This is a genomic window from Micromonospora yongxingensis, assembly GCF_052601155.1.
Genome location: NZ_JBQXEO010000008.1, coordinates 62,748 through 78,333, shown reverse-complemented (window position 1 = coordinate 78,333; position 15,586 = coordinate 62,748). Strand labels below are relative to the sequence as shown.

Annotated in this window: 16 protein-coding genes; 11 read left to right on the top strand and 5 right to left on the bottom strand. The window is 73.9% G+C overall.

Features of this window, described 5'->3' with window-relative positions; all coding sequences use genetic code 11:
• Nucleotide 1: 1 nt before the first annotated feature.
• The 11 genes from ACTWLT_RS12390 to ACTWLT_RS12340 all read left to right on the top strand — a co-directional run bounded on the left by ACTWLT_RS12390 (nt 2) and on the right by ACTWLT_RS12340 (nt 10,748).
• Entirely contained in the window at nt 2-484 is a 483-nt protein-coding gene (locus ACTWLT_RS12390; RefSeq protein WP_252415558.1) for a phage tail protein, read from the top strand.
• 1,303 nt (nt 485-1,787) lie between these two features.
• Complete coding sequence (locus ACTWLT_RS12385) at nt 1,788-1,973, top strand: hypothetical protein (RefSeq protein ID WP_445318502.1); 186 nt, start codon at nt 1,788-1,790, stop codon at nt 1,971-1,973.
• Complete coding sequence (locus ACTWLT_RS12380; RefSeq protein WP_445318501.1) at nt 1,973-2,878, top strand: CIS tube protein; 906 nt, start codon at nt 1,973-1,975, stop codon at nt 2,876-2,878. Before ACTWLT_RS12385 ends, ACTWLT_RS12380 begins: the two co-directional genes overlap by 1 nt.
• Complete coding sequence (locus ACTWLT_RS12375; protein ID WP_445318500.1) at nt 2,875-4,473, top strand: contractile injection system protein, VgrG/Pvc8 family; 1,599 nt, start codon at nt 2,875-2,877, stop codon at nt 4,471-4,473. Before ACTWLT_RS12380 ends, ACTWLT_RS12375 begins: the two co-directional genes overlap by 4 nt.
• The gene (locus tag ACTWLT_RS12370; RefSeq protein ID WP_252415555.1) at nt 4,473-4,811 is read left to right on the top strand and encodes a hypothetical protein; all 339 of its coding nucleotides are present in this window, start codon (nt 4,473-4,475) and stop codon (nt 4,809-4,811) included. Before ACTWLT_RS12375 ends, ACTWLT_RS12370 begins: the two co-directional genes overlap by 1 nt.
• Entirely contained in the window at nt 4,808-5,242 is a 435-nt protein-coding gene (locus ACTWLT_RS12365) for a GPW/gp25 family protein (RefSeq protein WP_445318499.1), read from the top strand. Before ACTWLT_RS12370 ends, ACTWLT_RS12365 begins: the two co-directional genes overlap by 4 nt.
• On the top strand, nt 5,239-7,917 hold the full coding sequence (locus tag ACTWLT_RS12360) for a putative baseplate assembly protein (RefSeq protein WP_445318498.1): 2,679 nt from the start codon (nt 5,239-5,241) through the stop codon (nt 7,915-7,917). Before ACTWLT_RS12365 ends, ACTWLT_RS12360 begins: the two co-directional genes overlap by 4 nt.
• Nucleotides 7,898-8,551 carry a phage tail protein gene (locus ACTWLT_RS12355; protein WP_445318497.1) on the top strand — a complete coding sequence of 218 codons (654 nt, stop codon included), beginning with the start codon at nt 7,898-7,900 and terminating at the stop codon, nt 8,549-8,551. Before ACTWLT_RS12360 ends, ACTWLT_RS12355 begins: the two co-directional genes overlap by 20 nt.
• Nucleotides 8,548-9,480 (top strand): carbohydrate-binding protein, encoded by a 933-nt coding sequence (locus ACTWLT_RS12350; RefSeq protein ID WP_445318496.1) that lies wholly within the window; start codon nt 8,548-8,550, stop codon nt 9,478-9,480. Before ACTWLT_RS12355 ends, ACTWLT_RS12350 begins: the two co-directional genes overlap by 4 nt.
• Nucleotides 9,477-9,935, top strand: coding sequence for a hypothetical protein (locus ACTWLT_RS12345; RefSeq protein ID WP_445318495.1), 459 nt, complete (start codon nt 9,477-9,479; stop codon nt 9,933-9,935). The genes ACTWLT_RS12350 and ACTWLT_RS12345 overlap by 4 nt, the downstream gene beginning before the upstream one ends.
• A 60-nt stretch (nt 9,936-9,995) precedes the next feature.
• On the top strand, nt 9,996-10,748 hold the full coding sequence (locus tag ACTWLT_RS12340; protein ID WP_445318494.1) for a hypothetical protein: 753 nt from the start codon (nt 9,996-9,998) through the stop codon (nt 10,746-10,748).
• A gap of 93 nt (nt 10,749-10,841) precedes the next feature.
• Here ACTWLT_RS12340 and ACTWLT_RS12335 read toward each other — a convergent pair whose 3' ends face one another.
• Genes ACTWLT_RS12335 through ACTWLT_RS12315 form a run of 5 tightly spaced genes read right to left on the bottom strand, consistent with a single transcriptional unit; the run spans nt 10,842 to nt 15,584 of the window.
• A complete protein-coding gene (locus tag ACTWLT_RS12335) occupies nt 10,842-11,711 on the bottom strand; it encodes a DUF6807 domain-containing protein (protein ID WP_445318493.1) in 870 nt (289 codons plus the stop codon).
• The gene (locus tag ACTWLT_RS12330) at nt 11,708-12,337 is read right to left on the bottom strand and encodes a hypothetical protein (RefSeq protein ID WP_445318492.1); all 630 of its coding nucleotides are present in this window, start codon (nt 12,335-12,337) and stop codon (nt 11,708-11,710) included. The genes ACTWLT_RS12335 and ACTWLT_RS12330 overlap by 4 nt, the downstream gene beginning before the upstream one ends.
• Entirely contained in the window at nt 12,321-13,220 is a 900-nt protein-coding gene (locus ACTWLT_RS12325) for a carbohydrate ABC transporter permease (protein ID WP_445318491.1), read from the bottom strand. Before ACTWLT_RS12325 ends, ACTWLT_RS12330 begins: the two co-directional genes overlap by 17 nt.
• Entirely contained in the window at nt 13,220-14,203 is a 984-nt protein-coding gene (locus ACTWLT_RS12320; RefSeq protein WP_445318490.1) for a carbohydrate ABC transporter permease, read from the bottom strand. The genes ACTWLT_RS12325 and ACTWLT_RS12320 overlap by 1 nt, the downstream gene beginning before the upstream one ends.
• 31 nt (nt 14,204-14,234) lie before the next feature.
• Nucleotides 14,235-15,584, bottom strand: a complete 1,350-nt coding sequence (locus ACTWLT_RS12315; RefSeq protein WP_445318489.1) for an ABC transporter substrate-binding protein — start codon at nt 15,582-15,584, stop codon at nt 14,235-14,237.
• Nucleotides 15,585-15,586: the final 2 nt, after the last annotated feature.

Here is a 15,586-nt window from a genome sequence, read left to right as displayed (position 1 = left end):
CATGCCCACCACAGCCACCCCGCAGCCGGGCGCTCCCGTCGACCCGTACCGGGCGTACAACTTCAGGCTCCTCATCAACGGGGTCACCAACGGCCACTTCACCGAGATGAGCGGGCTGGAGGTGAACATCCCCGGCCAGCCGTACCGGGAGCACGGCCTGGGCCGGATGCGGATGGTGCCCGGCCAGGCCGAGTACGAGCCGGTGACGCTGCACTTCGGGCTCACCGCGTCCCGGGAGCTGTGGGACTGGGTGAACGCCACCGCCCAGGGCACACTCAACCGCCGCAACGTCTCGGTGGTGCTGCTCGACTCCGTCGGAACCGCCGAGGTGCTGCGCTGGAACCTGATCGACGCCTGGCCCACCCGGTGGCGCGGAGCGCACCTCAACACCCTCAGCCACGAGATCGCCATCGCGTCGCTGACCCTGCGCTACGAGGGTCTGGAGTTGGAGTCCGGCGGTGCCACCGCGCCGACACCCGCGTAGCTGGCTGGCCGGCCGGCTGCGCTCGGCGGCCGGCGCGGTCCAGCGCCTCGCCGGGCGGGTCGAGCCCACCGGCGCAGCCGGGCAACGCCCGGCGCGCCCGCCGTCCGACGTGGACAGCGCCGCGCCGCGCCGCTTCGGCGAACCGCCGCAGCACTGGCTGGACCTCGTCGCCGCGCACGCCCCCGGCCTGCTGCAGGACCTGGACCTCGACGTCCCCCCGGACGGTCGGGCGTCGAGCGGCGCCGCCGGCAGCGGGGCCGGTCAGGGACCGGGCGAGCAGGATTTCCCGTCCACCGTCGACTCCCTCGGAGGATCCCCCGATTACGACGTGACCGGCGATCCTGGCCGCGCGTCCGGCGGTCCTGCCGACACCGGGCTCTCGGGCGGTACGACCAGGGCGTCTGGTCGAACCGACGAGTCCGCGCACGGGAGGAACGGCTCGCTCGGTGCCACCGCCTCTGTCGGCCGAGGCGACAGGGGCGCGGTCGGTGCCTCCCGCACCGTTGGCGCAGGGCTGGAGTTCGGCGCGGCGGCTGGCCCCGCCGCTGGCGGGACGCCGCCGGCCCGGCTGCGCCTCCGCCGCGGGTTCGACTCCACGACCGAGCCTGGTGCACGGGCCGGGTCGACCGCGTCGGCGGGATCGGGCACGTCGCCGCGAGGGGGCCGACCGGCGGGGCCAGCCGCTTCCGGCCCCGAGGGCGGAGGGATCGGACCGGCGGTGCGCGGACCGTCGAGCGACACCGCTGTGCCATCCCGGCCGATCATCCGCCCGGCGGTCCCCGGCCCACTCCCCTCACCACCGGGCACCGACTCCATTCACCACCGTGCCGGACACACTGGTCGGACCGTGGAAGGTCTCGCCCACTCCAGGCGCATCTCCCCACCACGATCTGCAACCGGGCACACCGGCGGACCGGACGAGTGGGACAGGGGCCGGGCCACGGTCGGACGAACCGGGACGGCTGCGGGGCCGGGTGGGTTCGAGGCGGACGAGGGCGGTTTCGGGGTCGGGCGGGGCGGGTTCGGGACCGGCGGTGACCGGAGCAGGTTCAACGGTGGCGGCGAACGGGCCGGGCTCGGCCCTGGCGGCGGTCGCGGCGGGCTGAGCGCTCACGGTGAACGCGGCGAGCTCGGCGCCACGGGCGAACGGGGCGGGTTCGACGACGGCCGGGGCGGGAGCTGGGACAGGGCTTCGGTGGCGGATCGTGGACGGCGCGGCCAGGACCCGGGCGAGGGCGGAGGGCCAGCCGGGTGGACGGGCCTGGCGGCTGCGGCGCGCACGACGGGCGGAGGCCCGGTCGATGTGGCGCGCGCGGCCGACCGCGCTCCCTGGCCGGCCCTGCCGGACGGCTCGGTCGGTGGATGGTCGGCTACGGCCCGTGGCCTGTGGCCGGAGCTACCGGACGACCAGCCGTTGTGGACGGTGCCCGGTGAGGCGCTGGACGCGGCTCAGCACGGACGGCTGGACCGGGAACAGGCGGGCGGCTGATGGAACGCGTCGCCTTCCTCATCGACTCCTCCGGGGAGCGGGTGGACTGCCTGCTCAACCCGGAGACGGTGCAGGTGACCCGGCTCGCCGGGGTACGCCAGCGGGGCGCCGCCGGCGGGCAGCTCACCGGGTCCGGACTGGCCGACGACCCCCTGGTCTTCACCGGTGGCGGCCGGACGGAGCTCGTCCTCGATCTGCTCTTCGACGTGGACCTCGTGGAGGCGCAGGTCCGCCCGAGCGACGTGCGGGTGCTCACCCGCCCACTGTGGATGCTGGCGGAGAACTCCACCGCCGAGCACGGCTGGCTGCGCCCGCCGCTGGTCCGCCTCGTCTGGGGCAAGACCTGGAACGTGCCGGGCGTGATCGTCGCGGTGGCGGAGCGGTTCGACGCGTTCACCGGCACCGGCTCGCCGCGCCGCTCGTGGCTGCGGTTGAAGCTGGTCCGGGCGGCCGAGACCGCCGACCAGGCGGAGGCCGGTTTCGCCGAGGAGTTGGCGGCGGCGAGCACGCCGACGGCCGCCCCGGGCAGTGCGGTGGTCGCCGCCGGTGACGGCGCCGCGGAGCCGGGCCGGTCGGGGGTGCGCTTCGACCTGCTGGCCAACGACGCGCTGGGCTCACCGCTGCGCTGGCGGTTGCTGGCCGAGCACAACCGGATCACCGACCCGCTGGCGGTGCCGGCCGGCACCACGCTGGCCGTTCCGCCGCCCGGGAGCACCTCGGCCGGCGGCATGGCGGGCGGTGGGTCGGCGCTGGCCGGGGCAGCCCGGTCGGTCATCGGCGCGGTGGGTGCCGGCGCGTCGTTCGTGGGCGCGTCCATCGCCGCCGCCCCGGCGGCCTGGGCCGCGGCGACCGCGACGACGACCGCCACCGCACCCACCGGCACCGACCCGGGTGGTGCGCCGTGACGAGCATCGCGCCCCGGGCGCTGACCGTCCTCCTCGACGGCGTCGAGCTGGCCGGCGCGGCCCGCCAGCGGGTGCGCTCGCTGCGGGTGGCCGCGCGGCTCGACCAGCCCACCCAGGCCGAGCTGGTGCTCGCCACCACCGCCGGGGGCGGAGCGTTCGACCCCGCGGTGCGTCCCGGCACGGCGCTCGACCTACGGCTCGCCGATCATCCCGACGCGCTGTTCACCGGAGAGGTGACCTGCGTGGAGGTCGAGTACGCCGCCGACGGCGCGGCGGTGCTGCGGCTGCGGGCGTACGACGCGCTGCACCGGCTGCGCAAGCGACAGGGGCTGCGGGTCTTCACCTCGGTGACCGCCGCCGAGCTGGCCGGGGAGCTGTGCGGGGAGGTCGGGCTTCCGGTGACGGCGGAGGCCGACGGGCCGCGGCTGGAGCGGCTGCTCCAGCACCGGCACAGCGACCTGGAGCTGCTGCGGGAGGTGACGGGCCGGGCCGGGCTGCACGTGGTCGCCGACGGCGAGGGCGTACGCCTCATCACCCTCGCCGGGTACGGCGAACCGGTCCCACTGGTCCTCGGCGCGGGCGTGCACACCCTGCGGCTCGCCACCAACCTGGACCAGGCCAGTGGCGCGAGCGCCGCCCTGGGCTGGCATCCGCAGCGGGCCGAACCGATCAGTCAGCGCGCCGACGAGGCGCGCTGCGGCCGGCCACCCGGCGACCGGCCGGATCCGGCCGACGTGGGCGCCGACGGGGTCCGCACCGCCGTCGACCAGCCCGGCCGCAGCGACGACGAGCTGGCGGCGCTGGCGCAGGCCCGGCTCGACACCCGGGCCGCCGCCCTGGTGACGGCCGAGGGGGTGGCCGAGGGCGATCCGGCGCTGCGGCCCGGCCGGCGCATCGACCTGACCGGCGTGCCCGACCCGGTGGCCGGGGCGTACGTGCTGACGGAGGTGGTGCACACGGTCGACGGCAACGGGCACCTGACCCGGTTCTCCACCGTGCCACCGCCCCCGTCGAGCGGACCGGGCGGTTCGGCCGGCGCGGTCGTCACCCTCGGCACCGTGACCGACGTCGCCGACCCGGACGGGCTGGGCCGGGTCCGGTTGACGCTGCCGGCGTACGGGGACCTGGACGCCGGTTGGCTCGCCGTGCTCTGCCCGGGTGCCGGGCGCGGCAAGGGCCTGGTGGCGCTCCCCGATCCGGACGACACCGTGCTGGTGGTGCTGCCCGGCGGCGAGCCGGCCTCGGGCATCGTGCTCGGCTCGCTGTTCGGTGCCGTCGAGCCGTACGACGCGGGCATCGACGACGGCCGGGCCCGCCGCTGGACGCTGCGCACCGCCGGCGGGCAGTCGATCGTCGTCGACGACGTCCAGCGCAGCCTGCGACTGGCCACCGAGGGCGGCAGTTGGCTGGAACTCACCCCCGACCTCGCCACCCTGCACGCGGCGACCGACCTGGTGATCTCCGCGCCCGGTCGGGCCATGGTGGTCCGCGCCCGCAGCGTGGACTTCCTGCACGCCGAGGCGACCGAGGACCCGACCACCGCGGCGGAGCGCGCGCGTGCGCTCGCCCGCGCACACCACGAAGGAGGCGGCTGATGCGCTGGATCCACCGCAACTCGGTGATCACCTGCGACCACGACGGCCGGGTCGAGAACCAACCCTCACAGCGGTGGGTGACCGTCACCGGGCTGCCGGTGCTGGTCGACGACGACCCGGAGGGACGGAAGATCATCGCCTGTCCGAACTACGGCCCGACCATCAAGCCGTGTACGAGGACGCTGGCCGTCCGGGTCGGCTACAGCGACTGGCTGCGGGTCGACGGACATCGGGTGGTGCTCTCCCACCTGGACGGGTTCACCAACGGCACGCCGCCCGGGCTGGTCCACCACACGGTGCGCGACCCGCGCCAGGGGTTCCTGGAGGCGGACCGGTGAGGGCGTTCCGTTTCGTCGGCGCCGGCTTCGACGCGGGCCGGTCCGGCGGGTTGGCGCTCACCGCGGCGGGCGGCCTGGCGATGACCGAGGGCGACGAGAGCGTACGCCAGGCGCTGTTCCTGCTGTTGTCGACCACGCCCGGCGAGCGGTTGATGCGACCCGGGTACGGCTCCCGGCTGCACCGGCTGGTCTTCGCGCCCAACGACGACACCACCGCCGGGTTGGCCATCCACTACGTCCGGCAGGCCATCGCTCGCTGGGAGCCCCGGGTCGAGGTGATCGACGTGGACGCCGGGCCGGACGCGGACGACGCGTGGCGGCTGGTGATCCGGTTGGACTACCGGGTCCGGGCCAGCCTGACGCCCGGGCAGCTGGTCTTCTCCGTGGACCTGCTCCCGATCGACGAACCGGCGCAGGGAGGACCGTCATGACGCTGCCCGTGCCGCACCTGGACGACCGCGCGTTCCTCGACCTGGTCACCGAGGCCCGGGAACGGATCCGGCAGTCCTGCCCGGCGTGGACCGACCTGTCGGCGCACGATCCGGGCATGGCGCTGGTGGAGGCGTTCGCGCACCTCACCGAGGTCATGATCTACCGGCTGAACCAGCTGCCGGAGAAGGCGTACGTCTCGTTTCTCAACCTCCTCGGGGTGGCCCGGCACGCACCGACCGCGGCCTGGGCGGACGTCCGGTTCACGCGCAGCGGCACCGACCGGGGCGCGGTGCGGATCCCGGCCGGCCTGCGGGTCGCGGCGGCCCGGGGCGCCGACCCCCGGCCGGTCCTGTTCGTCACCACCGAGCCGTCGGTGCTGCCCGCCGGCGAGGCGTCGGTGACCGTGCGGATGCACCACTGCGAGCCGGTCGAGGCGGAGCTGCTCGGCACCGGCACCAGCCAGCCGGGCCAGGTGCTGCGGGCGGCCCGCGCCCCGCTCGCGCACACCGCCGAAGCGCTGGACCTGCTGCTCGGCGTGGAGGTGCCCGCCGGCACGGTCGAGCTGGGCGCGGCGGCCCGCGAGCACGACGGTCGCACGTTCGAGATCTGGCGACCGGTGGACAGCTTCGCCGGGCTCGGCCCGCAGGCCAAGGCGTACCTGGTGGACCGTTGCTCGGGCACCGTCACCTTCGCGCCCGCCCTCGACCTGCGGCCCCCCGCCGGGCCGGCCGCCGCCGGTGAGCCCGCGTCGGCGGACCCCGCACCGGGCGACCCGGCGCACTCGCCGGTGACCGTGGCGGCGGTGCCGCCGGCCGGCCGGCAGATCCGGCTCTGGTACCGGGCCGGCGGCGGGCCGACCGGCAACGTCGCCGCGGGCACGCTGACCAGCCTGCGGGACCCGCTTCCCGGGGTACGGGTCGACAACCCCGCGCCGGCGGCCGGCGGGCGGGAGATGGAGGCGCTGGAGTCGGTGCAGCTGCGCGGTCCGTACGAGTTCTTCGCCCAGCAGCGGGCCGTCACCGCCCGGGACTTCGAGGTGCTGGCCACCAGCTCCGGCGCGGTGGCGCGCGCACGGGCGTTCACCCGCGCCGCCGTGTACAGCTTCGCCCGGCCGGGCGAGGTCGAGGTGGTGCTGGTGCCGTACGTGCCGCCGCCGGCCCGTCCGGGTGGCCGGCTGCCGGTGGCGGTGCTGCGCGAACACGAGGTGCCCGAGGCGCGCCGCCGGGTGGAGGCGGATCTCGAACAGCGCCGGATGGTCGGCATCCGGTCCCGGGCGACCTGGGCCCGGTTCAAGGCGGTCTCGGTGCGGGCGCGGGTCGTGGTCCGGCGGGAGGAGGACGTGGACGCCGTCCGCCGGCGCATCCACGACCGCCTGCACCAGACGTTGAGCCCGCTGCCCACGGCGCTCAACCCGACCGGCTGGCCGTTCGGCGAGCCGCTGCGGGCGTCGAACGTGTACCGCCTGCTGGAGCACGCCGAGCCGGGCGTGCGCTACGTCGAGTCGGTCCGGTTCGTGGTGGACGAGGCACCCGACGCCGAGGTACGCGCCCTCGCCGTCGACCAGTACCAGCCCCGCACCTGGTACGCCGGGCGGGGCGCGGTGCTGTTCCGCTCCAGCAACGCCGGTGCGGGCTGGGAGCCGACCGGCCGGTTCGACGGCGAGACGGTGCTGCGGGTGGCGCCCGCGCCGGCGCCGGTGCGGCCGGGCATCGTGCCGCGTCCCGGGTCGGTGGCCGTGGTGACGCTGCGCGCCTCCGGCGGCTCCCGGGTCCACCTGAGCACGGACCTGGGCGAGACGTGGTCGTTGCTGACCGACCTGGATTCCCGGATCTCCGACGTGGCCTGGCTGGACCGCGACGGCGCGGGCGCGTTGCTGGTGGCCACCGACACCGGCCTGTACGAAGTGTCGCTGCTGCCCGGCGCGGTGCCGTTGCAGATCCTGGTCGACCCGTCGGACGCCGACCGGGGGTTCTACGCGGTGCGGGCGTTCGTCTCCGAGCGCGGTGCGCCCGGCGTCGCGGTGGCCGCGCAGGCCGGCTTCGGGGTGTACCTGTCGACCGCCGGCGGCCGGCCGGGCAGCTTCGCCCACGTCGGTCTCTCCAACGTGGACAACCGGGTGCTCGCGGTGCAGTACGACGGCCCGGCGACGCTGCTGTGGAGCGGTGCGGGTGAGCCCGATCCGAAGAAGCCCGGCCAGGGCTGCCACCGCACCCGGCTGTTCGAGTCCGACGTGCAGTGGCAGTCGGTGCAGGGCGGTTGGATCGGCGGGACCTGCCGGGACCTGGCGTTCGCCGGCCCGCTGGCGGTCGCGGCCACCCAGAGCGGCGGGGTGTTGCGGCTGGACACCCTGGCCGCGCAGCCGCAGTGGCAACCGGTGATGGTCAACTGCGGGTTGCCGCTGCGCGACCGGACCCGGTTCGTGCCGGTGGACGCCATCGCCGTGAGCGGCCACGCCACCGGCGCCATCACGGCCGGCGCGGACAACCAGGCGGCGGAGCGGCTGATCCTGGCCGGCGGCGAGCGCGGTGTGTACCGCAGCGCCGCCGCGGTGGACTGGACCGCCAGCGCCAACCAGGCCACCGCCGACGTGGTGACCGTCCCGGACACCTGGCTGCTCTGCTCCGGCGAGCACGACATCGAGGTGGTGCGGCAGGATGCGACGCTCGGCGATTGAACGGCTGCTGCCCGCCGCCTACCAGCGGGCCTGCGTCCCGGGCAGCGTGCTCTGGGCGCTGCTGGAGGTGATGGAGGGGTTGCACGCCCCGGACGAGGCGATCCTCGCCGAGGTCGATGCCCTGTTCGACCCGTACCGGGCGCCGGACCCGATGGTCGCGCGGTTGACCCGCTGGGTGGCGATGGACCACGTGGTGGCCTCGCCCCGCCCGGACGCCCCGCTACCGCTGCCGGTGGGCCGGCTGCGCGACCTCGTGGCCAACGGGGCGTTGCTGGCCCGCTGGCGCGGCACCCCGTACGGCATGCGCAGAGCCCTCGAGCTGGCCACCGGGTTGACGGGCTTCACGATCGACGAACCCGACGCGCAGCCCTTCCATCTCGTGGTGCGGGTGCCGCCGGCCGCCGCGCACCTGCTCGCCGTGATCACCCGCATCGTCGAGGCGGAGAAGCCTGCGGCGGTGACCGCCGAGCTCGTCCTCACCGCCGACGATCCCGCCGAACCGCCGCCGCCCGCCGAACCGCCGCCGCCCGCTGTGGCGGGGCCGGCGATCGGCCGGGCGTCGGTGCCGCACCACCCTGTCTCGCCGCCATCCCCCGTGCCACCCGCCGGACCGTCCGCAGAGGAGCCGTCATGACCACCGAATGGGCCGTCGTCGCCGCAGCCCAGCAGTTCACCCTGGACGCCGGCAACGTCGGCGAGCTCACCTTCACCGTGTCCAACCCGGGGCTCGCGCCGGACACCGTGGTCTTCGACGTGGCACCCGGCGAGGGCAGCCAACGGGCCTGGTTCACCGTCGCCGAGCCGCAGCGGGTCGTGCCCGGGCAGGGCTCGGTCTCCTTCCTCGTCCGCCTCGCCGTGCCGCCGGGCACCGCGCCCCGCCGGTACGACATGACCGGCTTCGCGTACTCGGCGAACACGGCGCCGGAGGAGAGTTCCCGCTCCAGCGGGCGGGTGACGTACGAGGTCCGCGCGGTGGCTCCGCCGAAGCGGCCGCCCTGGCCGTGGATCGCGGCCGCCGCGGCGCTGGTGCTGCTGGTCGGCGGGGTGGTCGGCTACCTGCTGACCCGTCCCGACGGTGCCCCGCCGCCCGGTGCGCCGCGGGTCGTGACGCTGGAGGCGGAGAGCCTGCTCGACGGTGCCAGGGTGGAGTCGCCGGCCGGGAAGGCGGCGACGGTGGTGCCGCAGGGAAACTGCTGCGCCGTGACCTGGTCGGGTGATCGGCAGCTGTTCTTCCAGGGCCTGGCGCCCGGCGACCGGGTGAGCCTCACCGTCGACCTGCCCAGCGACGCCGTCTGGCGCTTCTCCACGACGCGCACCACCTCGTTCGACTACGCCAACACGATCTGGCAGATCGACGGTACGCAGGTCGGCGACACCTTCCTCGGCTTCACGCCGAAGGTGGTGCTGGGTGACTTCGCCGACGTCGGCACCGTCCGCCTCGGAGCCGGCAGGCACACGCTCACGCTGATCGCGGTGGGTAAGACGCAGGGTGTCGAACGGTACTTCGCCGGGGTCGACCAGATCCGGTTCACCGAGGTCACCGGGGCGGTCGCGCACCGATGAACGGTCGGCAGAAGGTGGTGCTGGTGACGCTGGCGGTGCTGCTGGTGGCGTTCTTCGCGCTGGCCGTCGGCGTCGGGAGCGGCGAGCGGGGCCGCGCGGACGAGCCGCCGGGGGTGGTCGAGCGGCTGGGCCGCCTGGCCGGCGGGAGCGGCACGGTCGACCCGGCGACCGTCCGCGCCGACTGCGACCGCAGCGGGGACGTCCTCAGCTTCCTCGGCGACTGCGAACTGCGGGTGGCCGACCCCGGCGGGCTCAAGACGGTGGTGCTGCGCAGTCCTCGTGCCTTCGAGGTGACCGCCCCGGCGCCCCGGGACGCCGACCTCACCGTCCACGCCGAGGTCGAGCCGGGTGACGGAACGACGGCGGTCGCCCGGATCGCCGTCGACCGGGCCGCCACCGTCCTGCTGAGCTGCCCGGGAGGTGCCGGGTGCACGGTCACCGTCGCCGCCGACTGACCCACCCGGGCGGCGGCACCTGCCGCGCGCCGTCCCGGCCCGACCGCGAGGAGACCCGACATGGGTGAATTGCGCAAGCCCTTCCTGCTGCTCGCGCTGGTCGCGGTGACGCTGGTGTTCCTGGTCGAGGTCGGTTCGTCACTGCTCACCGGCGGCGGCGACGCCACCGGCGCGCTGCGGGCCGGCGCCGTGGACCTCGGCGTGGACGTGGACGTCGGCGCGGTCAGCGAGCCCTCCGGGCGGGGTACGAGCTACCTGGCGCTGATCGACGTGGTGGCGCTCTGGACGACCGGCCTGTTCTGCCTGAGCCTGGTGCTGCCCGACCGGGTCCAGGGCCGGATCCAGGGGCTGGCGACGCTGATCTTCTCGATCCTGCTCATCCTGGCGTCGCTGGTGCTGCTGATCGTCGCTCTCGTCGAGCTGACCATCATGGTGTCGCTCTTCCTGGCCGCGCCGTTCGGCACCCTGGCGTACCTGGCGCTGTGGGGGTTCTTCCCGGTAGGCGAGGCGAGCGTGCTGCTCGGGCTGGTGCTGCTGTTGAAGCTGGTCTGGGTGGTGCTGTTGCTGCTCGCACAGCCGCGCTTCCTGCAGAACAAGGGCCTGGTGCTGCTGGCGCTCACGACCCTGCTCTGCACCGTCGTGCTGGAGTTCCTGCACCGGCTCGTGCCGGTCGTCGTGGTGAGCATCCTCGACGACGTCGGGGCGCTGGTCTTCGCGGTCGTCGCCATCATCTGGGGTCTGGTCCTGCTGATCGGCTCGATCCCCGCCATCGTCAAGTCGATCCGGGTGACCGCCGCACTGCCCACCCGTTGACCTTTCCGGTATCGGCAACGACCCGGTGGATTGTCTGTGACCCTGACGGCGTGGACAGGACGCCGGCGTGACGTTCCCGCTGACCACGCCCGTTCACGGCACTGACGCCACCAGGGCCGCGGCCCGGTCCCGGTCGAGTGTCCCGTCCACGACCCACACCCGGTACCGGCCGTGCCGGGTCTCGCCGGCCGGCACCACGGCCGGCCGGTCGAAGGCGAACGCCACGCAGACCCCCGGGTACATCGCGGTCCGCACGAACCACCGGTCGCCGCGTCCGAGACCGGTGACGACCAGGGTGTACGCCCCGCCGCCCGGCCCGACGCCGGCCAGCGCCAGCCACGGCGACGCGCTGCCGTTGACCGCGTCCTCCCCGGCGTCGTCGGCGGTGAACACCGCCGGTTCACCGTCGGCGACCGCCCGCCAGAAGAACCCGCCGTAGCCGGCGCCGCCGGGGCGGCCGTTGGTGGCCGGGCTGCCCAGGTGCACCGCCCGGTCGGCCGGGGCGGTGAGGGCGGAGTGCAGGTCGAGCCGCCAGGTGTCCGGTGCCACCGCCGACGTGGCGAGCCGTCGTCGCTCGGTCAGCAGCACGGCACCGGCCCGGTCGCGCCACTGGAGGTCGTGCGCGTACCGGCCCGGGGTCCGCTCGACCTCACCGGTGTGCGCGATGACGCCGTGGTCGTCGCGCCAGGTGTAGCCGACGTCGCGGACATAGGTGCGTCCGCCCCACAGGTTGGCGCCGTTCACGTCCTGCACGGCGAGGGAGGCGCCGAGGTGCCACACGTGGTCGGCGGGCAGGGCGTCGGTGACGACCGTGCCGCCCAGGGTGCGTACCGGGTGCAGGTAGGGCCGGGGTCCGTGCCGCGCGTCCAGCGCCGGGTCGAGGACGTACCGGGCGACCTCCGTGCCGTCGACCAGCAACCGCGCCGGCTCCAGCCGGGTGGTGCCGGCCCGGTCGGGGCTCACGGCAGCTCGGGGTGGGCGCCGACCGGCCGGCGACCGGCGACGGCGTGCAGGGCGGCCAGCGTGTAGCCGGCGAGGATCGGCAGCGCCACGGGGGTGACCAGGGCGGCGAGCAGGCCGGCCACCACGGTCACCCCGGTGAGCGCGGCCCAGCGGGTGGGCGCGTCGAGGCAGGCGCGGGCGGCCGATCGGGCACCGGCCCGCCACCGCCCGCCCCCGTTCCCGCCCACCTCGACGACGACCAGCCCGGCCCACCCGACCAGACCGGCCGTGACCAGTGCGGTCACCAGCAGCGCGGGCGGGCCGCCCGGCACCCGGCCGGTGGCCAGGGCCGCCAGGTCGGCGGCGAGCAGCCCGGCCACGGCGACCGCGAGCAGGCTGACCGGCACGCCGGGCAGCACCGAGCGGCCGAACCGGCGCAGGGTGGCCCCTGCCGACGGCCAACCGCCGGTACGCGTCCAGTCGTGCACCGCCGCGCTGGCGGTGCCGACCGCCGCGGCCGCGGTGACCAGCGGGACCGCCGCCAGCACCAGAAGGATGCCGAGCAGCGCCAGGTCGGCGGCGTCCCGGGCGACGTCGCGCCAGTCCCGCCGTCCGCCGGTGTCCTGCCGCTCAGCCCTTGATGCCACTGGTGTTGATCCCCTCGACGAGCATCCGCTGGAACGCGACGAAGAACAGGAAGACCGGTAGCAGCGACAGCACCGACATGGCGAACATCGGCCCGACCGCGCTCTGGCTGGTGGAGTCGATGAACAGGGTCAGCGCGACCGGCACGGTGTAGTCCTCCAGTTGGGACAGGAAGACCAACTGCCGGAAGAAGTCGTTCCAGGTCCAGATGAAGGAGAAGATCGCCGTGGTGACCAGCGCGGGGCGGCTCAGCGGCAGGATGATGTGCCGGAATATGCCGTACGGGCCGGCGCCGTCGATCCGGGCCGCCTCGTCCAGCTCGCGCGGGACACCGCGCATGAACTGCACCATGAGGAAGACGAAGAACGCCTCGGTGGCCAGGAACTGCGGGATGAGCAGTGGCAGGTAGGGCCAGTCGCCGCCGACCAGTCCCAACGTCCGGAACAGGATGTACTGCGGCACGATCAGGACGTGTTGGGGCAGCAGCAGCGTGCCGATCATGACGGCGAACCACACGCCGCGCAGCCGGAACCGCAGCCGCGCGAAGGCGTACGCGGCCAGCAGGCAGGAGAGCCCGTTGCCGACGACGGTGAGCAGGCTGACCATCGCGCTGTTGAGGAAGAACCGGCCGAAGCTGACGTCGAAGTTGGACCACCCGGCGGTGTAGTTGCCCGGGGTGAACCGCTCGGGCAGCAGCCCGAGGTTGTTGACGATCTCCTCCTGGGACTTCATCGAGGTCCCGACCATCCAGAACAGTGGGTAGAGCACCACCGCGACGATCGCCACCAGGATGAGCAGCCGCAGCACCGGCCGGCCGCCGGGCCGACGACGGGTGGTCGGCGTCGTTCCGGTCGGCGCGTCGGCCGTCGGGGTCGCCGTCACCATCACCGGTCCTCCCCGTCGGAGTAGTGCACCCAGAACCGTCCGGTGCTGAAGAAGACCGCGGTGATCACCGCGATGGCGAGCAGGAACACCCAGGCCATCGCCGAGGCGTAGCCCATGTCGAGTTCGGTGAAGCCGGTGATGTAGAGGTTGAGCGTGTACATCAGGGTGGAGTCGACCGGGCCGCCGGTGCCGTTGCTGAGCACGAACGCCGCGGTGAAGCCCTGGAAGCCGTTGATGGTCTCCAGCACCAGGTTGAAGAAGATCACCGGAGAGAGCATCGGCAGGGTGACGTTGCGGAACTGGCGGAACCGACCGGCGCCGTCGACCGACGCGGCCTCGTACAGCTCGGTGGGCACCTGCTTGAGCCCAGCCAGGAAGATCACCATCGGCGCGCCGAACTGCCAGATGGCCAGCACCATCAACGTTTCGAGGGCCCAGTCCGGGTCGTTGACCCACGGTTTGCCCTGGATGCCGAAGAGGCTGAGCAGCGAGTTGAACGCGCCGTCGCGGTTGAACATGTTCACCCAGACGATGGCCAACGCGACGCTGCCGCCGAGCAGCGACGGCAGGTAGAACAGCCCACGGAACAGCCCGACGCCGCGCCAGGCGCGGTTGAGCAGCAGCGCCACACCGAGCGCCGCGGCCAGCTTCAGCGGCACGGCGATCAGCGCGAAGGTCAGGGTCACCCGCACCGCGTGCCAGTACGACGGGTCGGCGGTGAACATCCGCTCGTAGTTGGCCAGCCCCATCCACTCCACCTCGGAGAAGGGGGTGAGGATGTCGTAGTTGGTGAAGCTCAGGTACAGCGACAGCAGCATGGGGACCGCCGTGACGCCCATCAGGCCGATGAGCCACGGCGACAGGAAGACGTACCCCGCCAGACCCTCGCTGTGCCGGAAGCGTCCGGGCCCACGCCGCTCGGCGCGGACCCGGACGGATCCGGGATCAGGTCGGGTCGGGTCGGGCGCCGTGGTCAACGCCACGAACAGCTCCTCTCCTCGCCTGGTGGGGCGCTCAGGCGATGGCGGACTTGCACGCCTCGATGAACTGGGCGGCGGCCTGGGCGGGGGTGGCCCGGCCGTACTGGGCGTTCTCGGCGGCCTTGATCAGCTCGGACTTGACCTTGCTGTGCCCCTTGATCGGCACCTGCGGCGACTTGCCGAACTTCTGGGTCAGCTCCGCCTCGACGGCGATGGACTGCTTCATGGCCGGGTCGGTGGTGTCGTCGCTGACCACACGACGCAGGTCCAGATTGGACGGCAGACCGCGGTCGGTGCCGAGCAGCTTGACCGCCTCCTGGTCGTTGTTCAGGAAGTTGATCACGTCGACCGCGATGTCCCTGTTCTTGCTGCCCTTGAACACCGACCAGTACATCGAGGCCCGCGCCCACTGCGCGCTCGGGTCACCGGGGTACGCGATGACGCCCAGCTCGTCCTTGGTGTTCTTCTTCAGGTCGGGCATCTGGTTGGCCCAGACCCAGGAGGTCGCCGCCTTGCCGGTGACCACCAACTGCTTGGTGATGTCGGTGGCGTTGCCCTCGTGGATGACGTCGGGGGTCGGCGTGGCCTTGCGGTCCCGGGCGCCCTTCCACAGCTCGAACCACCTGGTCACGTCCTCGGCGGTGAAGCCCAGCTCGTTGCCCTTGTAGAGGTCCTTGCCCTGCTGGCGCAGCCAGACCCAGAACGCCTTGTAGTCGGCGCTCGGGTCCTGGGTGCCGGGCACCTTGGTCCTGGCGGTGACCTGCTCGGCCCAGGCGATGTGCTGCTCCCACGACATTCCGGTGGTGGGCTCGGGCAGGTTGTGCTTGGTCAGCAGCGTCTTGTTGTAGACGAGGCCCTGGGTGTTCTCCCCGGCGGCCAGGCCGGCGAGCTTGCCGTCGACCACGCCGTACTGCCAGAGGCTCTCGGGGAACTTGGAGGTGTCCAGCTTCCCGGACTTCTGGTACGAGGTGAGGTCGAGCGTGCTGTTGCGGGCCGCGTACTCGGCCAGGTAGTTGTCGTCGATCTGGAACAGGTCCGGCGGGTTGCCGCCAGCGGTGAGGGTGGCCAGCTTGTCGAAGTAGCCCTGGTTGGCCTGCCAGGTCTTCTCGAACGTCACGTTCGGGTGCTTCCTGGTGTAGAGGGCCAGGGCGTCCTCGGTCAGCTTGGCCCGGGCGTCGCCGCCCCACCAGAAGATGGAGAGCTTGACCGGGGCGTTCGGGTCGGCGGCGCCGCCGTCGTCGTCTCCGCAGGCGGCGGCACCGAACATCAGCGGGGCGGCGACCGTCACGGCGAGCAGGCCGCGCAGCAGCCGCCGCCGGGGCAGCGCGGTACGGTGAGTGCGCCCGGCGGGCGTGTCAGTGGTGGGGGGCGTTGCGGGGTGCATGT